Origin of the sequence: Dyadobacter sp. (assembly GCF_051859145.1) — a bacterium.
GTDB lineage: Bacteria > Bacteroidota > Bacteroidia > Cytophagales > Spirosomataceae > Dyadobacter.
Map to the genome: position 1 here is coordinate 1 of NZ_JBHYGF010000185.1, position 7,952 is coordinate 7,952.

The window sequence follows — 7,952 nt, forward strand, 5'->3', positions numbered from 1 at the left end:
AATGTCTGGAACCTGAACAGTACAGCGGCTGAATCACAGAAGTTTGAAGCCGCCAGTTTTGCGCGTGAGATTGCAGTTGGTACCGGGTTTGGAATCCGTTATGATTTGTCCTTTTTTATCCTGCGGTTTGATTTCGGGATCAAGGTTTATGATCCTGCTGTTCAGAAATTTGTACTCGACGAATTGCAATTCAACAAGCTGTTCAACAAAACACAACCTAATTTCCTGAACATCAATCTGGGTGTAGGTTATCCGTTCTGACCTGCTTTCCGCCGGTCACATTCCATGACAGTTTGTCAGTTTTCTTCCTTTTCTTGTTATATTTGTAATCTTTCAGCTGCTGTTTAATGCGGTTAAAGATCCTGTTTACTGCTTCAAGCAGATTTAAAAAAGTGTTTTAAGAACCCTACCAATGGAGCAAAGAGTTGCCAATTCACTGAAAATTTTGACGGACGCGGATAAAGAGGCTTGTGAGACTGTCCGTATTTCAGAAAACGAGCCTGCGTCCAATAAAAAGAGGCTTTTTATAGAAAGTTATGGCTGCCAGATGAATTTTTCTGACAGCGAAATCGTGGCGTCGGTCATGCGGGATGCAGGGTATGCTACTACCTCCGATGTGGAAGATGCCGATTTGATATTCCTGAATACCTGCGCGATCCGCGACAATGCCGAGCAAAAAGTGCGTAACAGGTTAATGCACCTGAATTTTATCAAGAAAAGAAAACCGGGTACACTGATCGGCGTACTGGGGTGCATGGCAGAAAGGTTGAAAGCGCAGTTGCTGGAAGAGGAAAAAATGGTGGATATCGTGTCCGGCCCTGACGCTTACCGCGATCTGCCACGGTTGGTTATGGAAGCCGGCAGCGGACAAAAAGGGGTAAATGTGTTTTTATCAAGAGAGGAAACTTACGCCGATATCGCTCCGATCCGCCTGAACTCCAATGGCGTAACTGCGATGGTATCCATTATGCGGGGATGCGACAATATGTGCAGCTTTTGCGTGGTACCATTTACGCGTGGCCGCGAGCGCAGCCGTAATCCTTTTTCCATTGTAAAAGAAGCGGCTGACCTGTTCCGCGACGGGTACCGCGAGGTGACTCTGCTCGGCCAGAATGTCGACAGCTACAAATGGGAGAACAGCGTCAACTTTGCGCAGCTGCTTGAAATGGTTGCGCAGGTTCACCCGGATTTAAGGGTCAGGTTCAGTACTTCTCACCCGAAAGACATTACGGATGAAGTTCTGTATACCATTAAAAAGTACGATAACATCTGCAAATACATCCATTTGCCCGCTCAAAGCGGCAATAGCCGGATTCTTGATTTGATGAATCGGACGTACGACCGTGAGTGGTACCTGGGCAGAATAGACAGCATTCGCCGGATACTCGGCGATGAATGCGGGATTTCGCATGATATGATCACGGGCTTTTGCACAGAAACTGAGGAAGAGCACCAGGATTCGATATCCCTGCTGGAATACGTTCAATTTGATTTCGGGTATATGTTCTCATACTCCGAACGTCCAGGCACCTTGGCCGCCAAAAAATTTGCAGATGATATACCTGCCGATGTGAAACAAAGAAGACTGGCGGAGATGATTGACGTTCAGCAGCGCATTTCATTGGAAAGAAATAAAAGACTGATCGGTACGGTCCAGAAAGTGCTCATTGAAGGAACATCCAAACGATCCGCAGAGGATTTTTCGGGCAGGATCGACCAAGGTAAAAAGGTGATTTTTCCACGGGAAAACTTTAAAAAAGGTGATTATGTACACGTACTGATCACGGAATGCACGGCTGCCACTTTGAGAGGAAAAATCGTGGCCGAAGTGGAAGCCGTTTTATAATTATTACAAAGCCGGACAAGCTCCCGGCTTTTTACCTTAATAGCCAGGAGCCAGTGGCTATTGCGAACAGCTATTTGAATGAATCCTACTGAAATACAATCCATTAAAAACCGCTTTGGTATTATCGGCACGTCGCCGGGACTTAACCACGCTATCAACGTGGCGATCCAGGTGGCAGCCACCGATCTTACCGTGCTGATAACAGGGGAAAGCGGAAGCGGGAAAGAATCCTTATCTAAGATCATACACAGTCTCAGCTCGCGCAAACACGGTCCATTTATTGCGATCAACTGCGGGGCTATCCCGGAGGGAACAATTGACTCTGAATTATTCGGGCACGAAAAAGGAGCATTTACAGGCGCATTGGATGCACGTAAAGGATATTTTGAAACTACCAATACAGGTACCATTTTCCTGGATGAAGTAGGCGAAATGCCGCTGGGGACACAGGCAAGATTGCTTCGCGTGCTGGAAAACGGCGAATATATACGTGTAGGTTCGTCGAAAGTTTTGAAAACGAATGTGCGCGTGGTCGCGGCCACAAATGTAAACCTGCTGGATGCAGTGAATAACGGGAAGTTCAGAGAAGATCTTTACTATCGTTTGAATACTGTTCCCATTTACGTTCCGCCGCTACGTGACCGTGGCGAAGATATTTTGCTGCTTTTCAGAAAGTTTACAAACGATTTTTCTGAACGCTACCGGACAAAACCTGTCAAACTGGATGCAGATGCAAAAGATGTGTTGCTGCAATATGCATTTCCAGGGAATATCCGGCAGCTCAAAAATATTGCCGAGCAGATCACGATTCTTGAAACAGACAAAGAACTGCCGATCAGCACGGACCGACTTAATCATTACCTGAATCCCGTTCAGCCTTCGAGTCGGAAGGCGCTGGTGACTTTACGCAATGGTGAAGACTCAGCAAGCTCATTTTCGGAGCGGGAGCTGTTGTATAAAGTGCTTTTCGATATGCGCCGGGATATGACGGAGTTGAAAAAGCTGGTCAGGAATGTACTGGAAAATGAAAAGTATGGCGGTGATATTTTGAAAGACCATCAGGAGTTGTTCAGCTCGATCAACAATATGGAGCCAACTATTAACACGCCGACGATTGAACCAGCGCGCCTCCTTTCGCCTCCCCCGCCCCGCACTGTGGACCTGGACCGCTATTCTGACGAACGCAGTGAGATAGAAGATGTGGTGCACGTGTCTGCCGAGGAGGAATCTCTTTCGCTGGAAGACAAGGAAAAAGAAATGATTATCAAAGCATTGCGGAAGAACAACAACAAACGAAAATATGCAGCCAATGCATTAGGCATTTCCGAAAGGACGTTATACAGAAAAATCAAGCAGTATGATATTGAAGAATAAGGCTCGGCGCGGTAGCGTGGGCACAGTGAATTTCAGGAAGGTGCTGGCCGTTTTGTTGGTATTACACAGCTCGTTTTTCCTGTCAGGTTGCGGCGTGTATTCGTTTACTGGTACCAACCTCTCTCCTGACATTAAGACATTTAGCATTCTCAACTTCACAATGGGTACAGCGGGCGGCCCATCGGATCTGCCGCAAAGGTTGACGGAAGATTTGAAAGAATATTTTCAGCGGAATACCAGCCTCACCAGTCAGCCCGGCGGCGGCGACCTTGTTTTGGAAGGCTCCGTAGTAGGATACGATGTCCTGCCGGCCGCTCCAACAGCAAATGACCAGGCGGGATTGAACAGACTTAATGTGACTATCCAGGTTCGGTATACCAATGCAAAAGACGAAACCAAGAACTTTGATCAGTCTTTCACTTACTATGCCGATTTCCCTCAGGATCAGACATTAAACCAGAATGAAGCGCGGCTTTTGCCTACGATCCGCGAAAACCTGGTGCAGCAGATTTTCAATAAATCAGCCGCCGACTGGTAAGAGCAGGTCGATTTTACTTAATTTCAGCCCTCCAAATCTAACAGAGTAGCCGGTTATGGCCATTATTGAGAAAGATACATTCAACCGGCTTGTTAAAGAACCCGCACAAACTGGCAGCGACCTGATCCCGGCGCTGGAAGCGACGATCAAGGCATTTCCTTACTTCCAGATCGCGCATTCACTTCTTGCAAAAGCGACTGTAGGTTCTGAAAAGCTGGACGAAACCCGGCCGCGCGCTGCGGTGTATGCATTGAGCCGCATTGCATTGCAGCAGCTGATCGAAAATGATACAGATCGCTATGAAGCTGCTGTTACAGTTCAGGAGCCCGCTGAAATCCCCGAAATCATTGAGCCGCAAAACGGTGAAGATATTTTGATCTCAGATGTGGAGCAGCAAGCCACCGCAGCATCTGTCTTAAAGTCGGAAGAACAAAAGCGGCAGCAATTGATTATCCAGGGTTTTATGAAGAAAAACCCGCGGATCAACAGGCAGGACAATAACCTCGAACCGGTAGAGATTGATTTAAGCGGCAGAGTCGCCGAGTCGTGGGAAGGAACCATTGAGACCGAAGCATTTGCAAAAATTCTGATCCGCCAGGGCAAAATCGAGAAAGCAATTGATATATACCAAAAATTGATCTTGAAAAAACCGGAAAAAAGAAATTACTTTGCGAAAAAATTAAGCGAACTGTATACGATGTCGTAAGGAGTTTATGAGTTCAGAGTTTATGAGTTTCAGTTCGTCATTTGATATACAGGCATAGCACACATTCAGTCATTCAGTCATTCAGTCATTCAAAATTAAAAAAGCATGTATTTGGGTTTGATTATTCTCGTAGCGATCGTCGCGGTGTTATTGATTCTGGTGGTTTTGGTTCAAAACTCAAAAGGTGGCGGACTATCGAGCGAGTTTAGCGGTGCCGGTACTACGCAAATGTTTGGTGTAAAGAAAACAACCGATTTGCTGGAACAAATTACCTGGGGACTTGCAAGTGCAATTATCCTGATCTCTCTTGGCTCCTACATTGTAATTGGAGGTAATCAAAGCGCAGGTGGAATTAACAGCGTGAATGTAGACAGAGCTCAAAACGCAGTAGTACCAGGCGGAAAAATTGCTCCCACACCGGGAGGTGCGGCACCAGCAGGTGCTGAACAGGAAGGTGCCGCAACGGAAGGTGCCGCTCCCGCTGGTACAGCACCAGCAACTCAGCCCGCTACAACAACTCCTGCTGCACCAGCTGACACAACAAAGTAAGGATTAAGATTTTATGGAAAAGGTCATGATTTGAACATCATGACCTTTTTTGTTTTGGGACAAAATCCAACTAAGCGACATTGATTTCCTTCATTACCAGCTTCTTCGCCACAGGCAGGAGTGTTTCGTGCAAAGGATAATCATACCGGGATTCAATAACGTAAGTCGCAGGATTCGGCAGCGACTTGTTCTTTTTAGTCAGATCTACTTTGATCTGCGGAACTGTGTAACCTATTCCGATTCTAACCGTTTCCAGAAAACGCGTTTTGAGCACGCGCTCCTTCATTTCATCAAACAATGCAACCTGGTACTGAAACACACTGACTAGCGGCTGAAAAGTATGCAAAAACAGCAGGTAACCTTCCTGTAAACGCAGCGGCACGATTCCCACAGGTGAAATCTTGACATTTCCTGATACTTCTGTAAACCGCTCGGTACCCTGGTCAATGGTTTTGGATAACCTTGGAATAGCAAAGTCAAGAATGTAATTCAGATCTTCCATATATGGATCGTCCTGGTGCGTCTCTTCGTATTTGAGCTGCCACGTTTTCAGGTCAATGCCGGTCAGATTTTTGGGAATGGCGGTTTTAATGGAGCTCTTGTTGGTGCGGATACTCAGACAGGCATCGAAATGAAATTTCAGGTCCGGCAAATGCGGGTGCAGCCTGTTAATATCGAACTCCCGGTTAATCTGCTGTAAATAAGCGAGCAGCACGTACTTTTTGTATTCAAAATCAAAAACACCTTCGGTCAACCAGTTCTTTGGGAGGTTTATCATAGCGCGTTCTTATTTGGTGCCGATAAAATTTAGGCATTTTCAAAATACAAAGCAATCATTCACTTTTACTGACACCCGAATAGCATTATAATTATATGCGCCCGCCGATGAATACAAATTTGTCACATTCGCCGGAAAAAATGTCAGAGCTGAAATGCCTGGCACAGATTGTGCTTACCGGTAGTCAGTCAAATCTATTACTGACAAATCTCAAAAAACAAACGTTTAATATTTATGTCAACTTTAGCAGAAATACAAGTGAACGTACAACCTTTGGCTGATCGTGTTCTTGTAGAGCCAGCGCCAGCAGAAGAAAAAACTGCATTTGGTATCATTATCCCTGATACTGCAAAAGAAAAGCCACAACGTGGAACCGTAGTGGCAGTTGGTCCGGGTAAAAAGGATGAACCACTTACAGTGAAAGTAGGCGATACTGTATTGTATGGCAAATACTCAGGTACTGAATTGGCATATGAAGGAAAAGATATCCTGATTATGCGCGAATCGGACATTTACGCCATTATCGGTTAATCTGCCCGACATTATTATTCATTAAGTTTCTCTTAAAGTTTTTTCAAATTATTAACTGTTATGTCTAAGAAAATATTTTTTGACACAGAAGCACGCGACAAAGTAAAGCGCGGTGTGGACACATTGGCTGACGCCGTAAAAGTTACATTGGGACCTCGCGGTCGTAACGTGGTAATCGACAAAAAATTCGGTTCTCCAAGCATCACCAAAGATGGTGTTACTGTTGCCAAAGAAATTGACCTGAAAGATCCTATCGAAAACATGGGAGCTCAGCTGGTGAAAGAAGTTGCTTCTAAAACTGCTGACTCTGCGGGTGATGGTACTACAACTGCAACTGTTCTGGCACAAGCGATTTACTCAATCGGTGTGAAAAACGTAGCAGCTGGCGCTAACCCAATGGATTTGAAACGTGGTATTGACAAAGCTGTCTCTATCATCACAAAAAATCTTGAAGGACAGAAAAAGGTTATCTCTACTTCAAAAGAAATCGCTCAGGTTGCAACAATCTCTGCAAACCATGACGAGGAAATTGGTAATATGATCGCTGAGGCGATGGAGAAAGTAGGTAAAGAAGGTGTTATCACTGTGGAAGAAGCGCGTGGTACTGAAACAGAAGTTAAAACTGTGGAAGGTATGCAGTTTGACCGTGGTTACCTGTCTCCTTACTTCGTAACCAACACTGAGAAAATGGAAGCTGAGTTGGAGCGTCCATTCATCCTGATCTCTGAGAAGAAAGTTTCTTCAATGAAAGAACTTCTTCCTGTGTTGGAAGCAGTTGCTCAAACCGGCCGTCCTTTGCTTATTCTGGCAGAAGATGTTGACGGAGAAGCACTTGCTACATTGGTAGTAAATAAAATCCGTGGTGCATTGAAAGTAGCTGCTGTTAAAGCGCCTGGTTTCGGTGACCGTCGTAAAGCAATGCTGGAAGATATCGCGATCATCACTGGCGGTACTGTTATTTCAGAAGAGCGTGGTTTCAAATTGGAAAACGCAACTTTGGAATACCTGGGTACTTGCGAAAAAGCGATTATCGACAAAGACAATACCACTTTGGTTAATGGTTCAGGCAACTCTGAGGATATTCAGGGCCGCGTAAACCAGATCAAAGCGCAGATCGAAAACACAACTTCTGACTACGACCGTGAAAAATTGCAGGAGCGCCTTGCTAAACTTTCAGGTGGTGTAGCTATCCTTTACATCGGAGCTGCAACAGAAGTTGAAATGAAAGAGAAGAAAGACCGCGTTGACGATGCATTGCACGCAACACGTGCTGCTGTTGAAGAAGGTATCGTAGCAGGTGGTGGTGTAGCCTTCATCCGTGCAACTGCTGCTCTGGAAGGTGTAACAGGAAACAACGAAGACGAAACAACTGGTATCAACATCATCCGCGTAGCGCTTGAAGCTCCTTTGAGAACAATCGTTTCTAACGCGGGTGGCGAACCTTCTGTTGTAATCAATAAAGTGAAAGACGGACAAGGTGCTTTCGGTTACAACGCGAAAGACAATGTGTACACAGATCTTCTGGAAGCTGGTATCATTGACCCTAAGAAAGTTTCGCGTTTGGCTCTTGAAAACGCAGCATCTATCGCAGGCTTGTTGTTGACAACAGAATGAGTAATAGATGACGAGC

Annotated in this window: 8 protein-coding genes and 1 pseudogene; 8 read left to right on the forward strand and 1 reads right to left on the reverse strand. The window is 45.5% G+C overall.

All coding sequences use genetic code 11. The annotated features are described in order from the left end of the window. From ACTIE6_RS12020 to secG, 6 genes are all read left to right on the forward strand, one after another. Positions 1-261: BamA/TamA family outer membrane protein (locus ACTIE6_RS12020; RefSeq protein ID WP_439556867.1), on the forward strand; the 261-nt coding region annotated here is incomplete at its 5' end. 151 nt (positions 262-412) lie between these two features. Further along, positions 413-1,846: a tRNA (N6-isopentenyl adenosine(37)-C2)-methylthiotransferase MiaB gene (gene miaB, locus ACTIE6_RS12025; protein ID WP_439556868.1), complete on the forward strand. Its 1,434-nt coding sequence runs from the start codon at positions 413-415 to the stop codon at positions 1,844-1,846. A gap of 78 nt (positions 1,847-1,924) precedes the next feature. Then, positions 1,925-3,220: a sigma-54 interaction domain-containing protein gene (locus ACTIE6_RS12030; RefSeq protein ID WP_439556869.1), complete on the forward strand. Its 1,296-nt coding sequence runs from the start codon at positions 1,925-1,927 to the stop codon at positions 3,218-3,220. After that, positions 3,204-3,758 (forward strand): LPS assembly lipoprotein LptE, encoded by a 555-nt coding sequence (gene lptE / locus ACTIE6_RS12035; protein ID WP_439556870.1) that lies wholly within the window; start codon positions 3,204-3,206, stop codon positions 3,756-3,758. Before ACTIE6_RS12030 ends, lptE begins: the two co-directional genes overlap by 17 nt. Before the next feature lie 55 nt (positions 3,759-3,813). Next, entirely contained in the window at positions 3,814-4,464 is a 651-nt protein-coding gene (locus ACTIE6_RS12040) for a hypothetical protein (RefSeq protein WP_439556871.1), read from the forward strand. 105 nt (positions 4,465-4,569) lie between these two features. Next, complete coding sequence (gene secG / locus ACTIE6_RS12045) at positions 4,570-5,013, forward strand: preprotein translocase subunit SecG (RefSeq protein WP_439556872.1); 444 nt, start codon at positions 4,570-4,572, stop codon at positions 5,011-5,013. Positions 5,014-5,083: 70 nt separating this feature from the next. On the opposite strand, the gene ACTIE6_RS12050 is transcribed toward secG, so the two are convergent. Continuing rightward, positions 5,084-5,791, reverse strand: a complete 708-nt coding sequence (locus ACTIE6_RS12050; RefSeq protein ID WP_439556873.1) for a hypothetical protein — start codon at positions 5,789-5,791, stop codon at positions 5,084-5,086. 234 nt (positions 5,792-6,025) lie between these two features. On the opposite strand from ACTIE6_RS12050, the gene ACTIE6_RS12055 reads away from it, so the two are divergent. Together ACTIE6_RS12055 and groL are read left to right on the forward strand one after the other, a co-directional pair. Then, the gene (locus tag ACTIE6_RS12055) at positions 6,026-6,322 is read left to right on the forward strand and encodes a co-chaperone GroES (protein ID WP_031526862.1); all 297 of its coding nucleotides are present in this window, start codon (positions 6,026-6,028) and stop codon (positions 6,320-6,322) included. Positions 6,323-6,382: 60 nt separating this feature from the next. Continuing rightward, positions 6,383-7,933 (forward strand): annotated as a pseudogene (gene groL, locus ACTIE6_RS12060) (chaperonin GroEL); the annotation flags it as partial. Positions 7,934-7,952 lie beyond the last annotated feature (19 nt).

Coding starts and splice junctions, on each gene's coding strand:
- secG (WP_439556872.1), top strand. CDS start 4,570: ATGTATTTGGGTTTGATTATTCTCGTAGCGATCGTCGCGGTGTTATTG.
- ACTIE6_RS12040 (WP_439556871.1), top strand. CDS start 3,814: ATGGCCATTATTGAGAAAGATACATTCAACCGGCTTGTTAAAGAACCC.
- ACTIE6_RS12055 (WP_031526862.1), top strand. CDS start 6,026: ATGTCAACTTTAGCAGAAATACAAGTGAACGTACAACCTTTGGCTGAT.
- miaB (WP_439556868.1), top strand. CDS start 413: ATGGAGCAAAGAGTTGCCAATTCACTGAAAATTTTGACGGACGCGGAT.
- lptE (WP_439556870.1), top strand. CDS start 3,204: ATGATATTGAAGAATAAGGCTCGGCGCGGTAGCGTGGGCACAGTGAAT.
- ACTIE6_RS12050 (WP_439556873.1), bottom strand. CDS start 5,791: ATGATAAACCTCCCAAAGAACTGGTTGACCGAAGGTGTTTTTGATTTT.
- ACTIE6_RS12030 (WP_439556869.1), top strand. CDS start 1,925: ATGAATCCTACTGAAATACAATCCATTAAAAACCGCTTTGGTATTATC.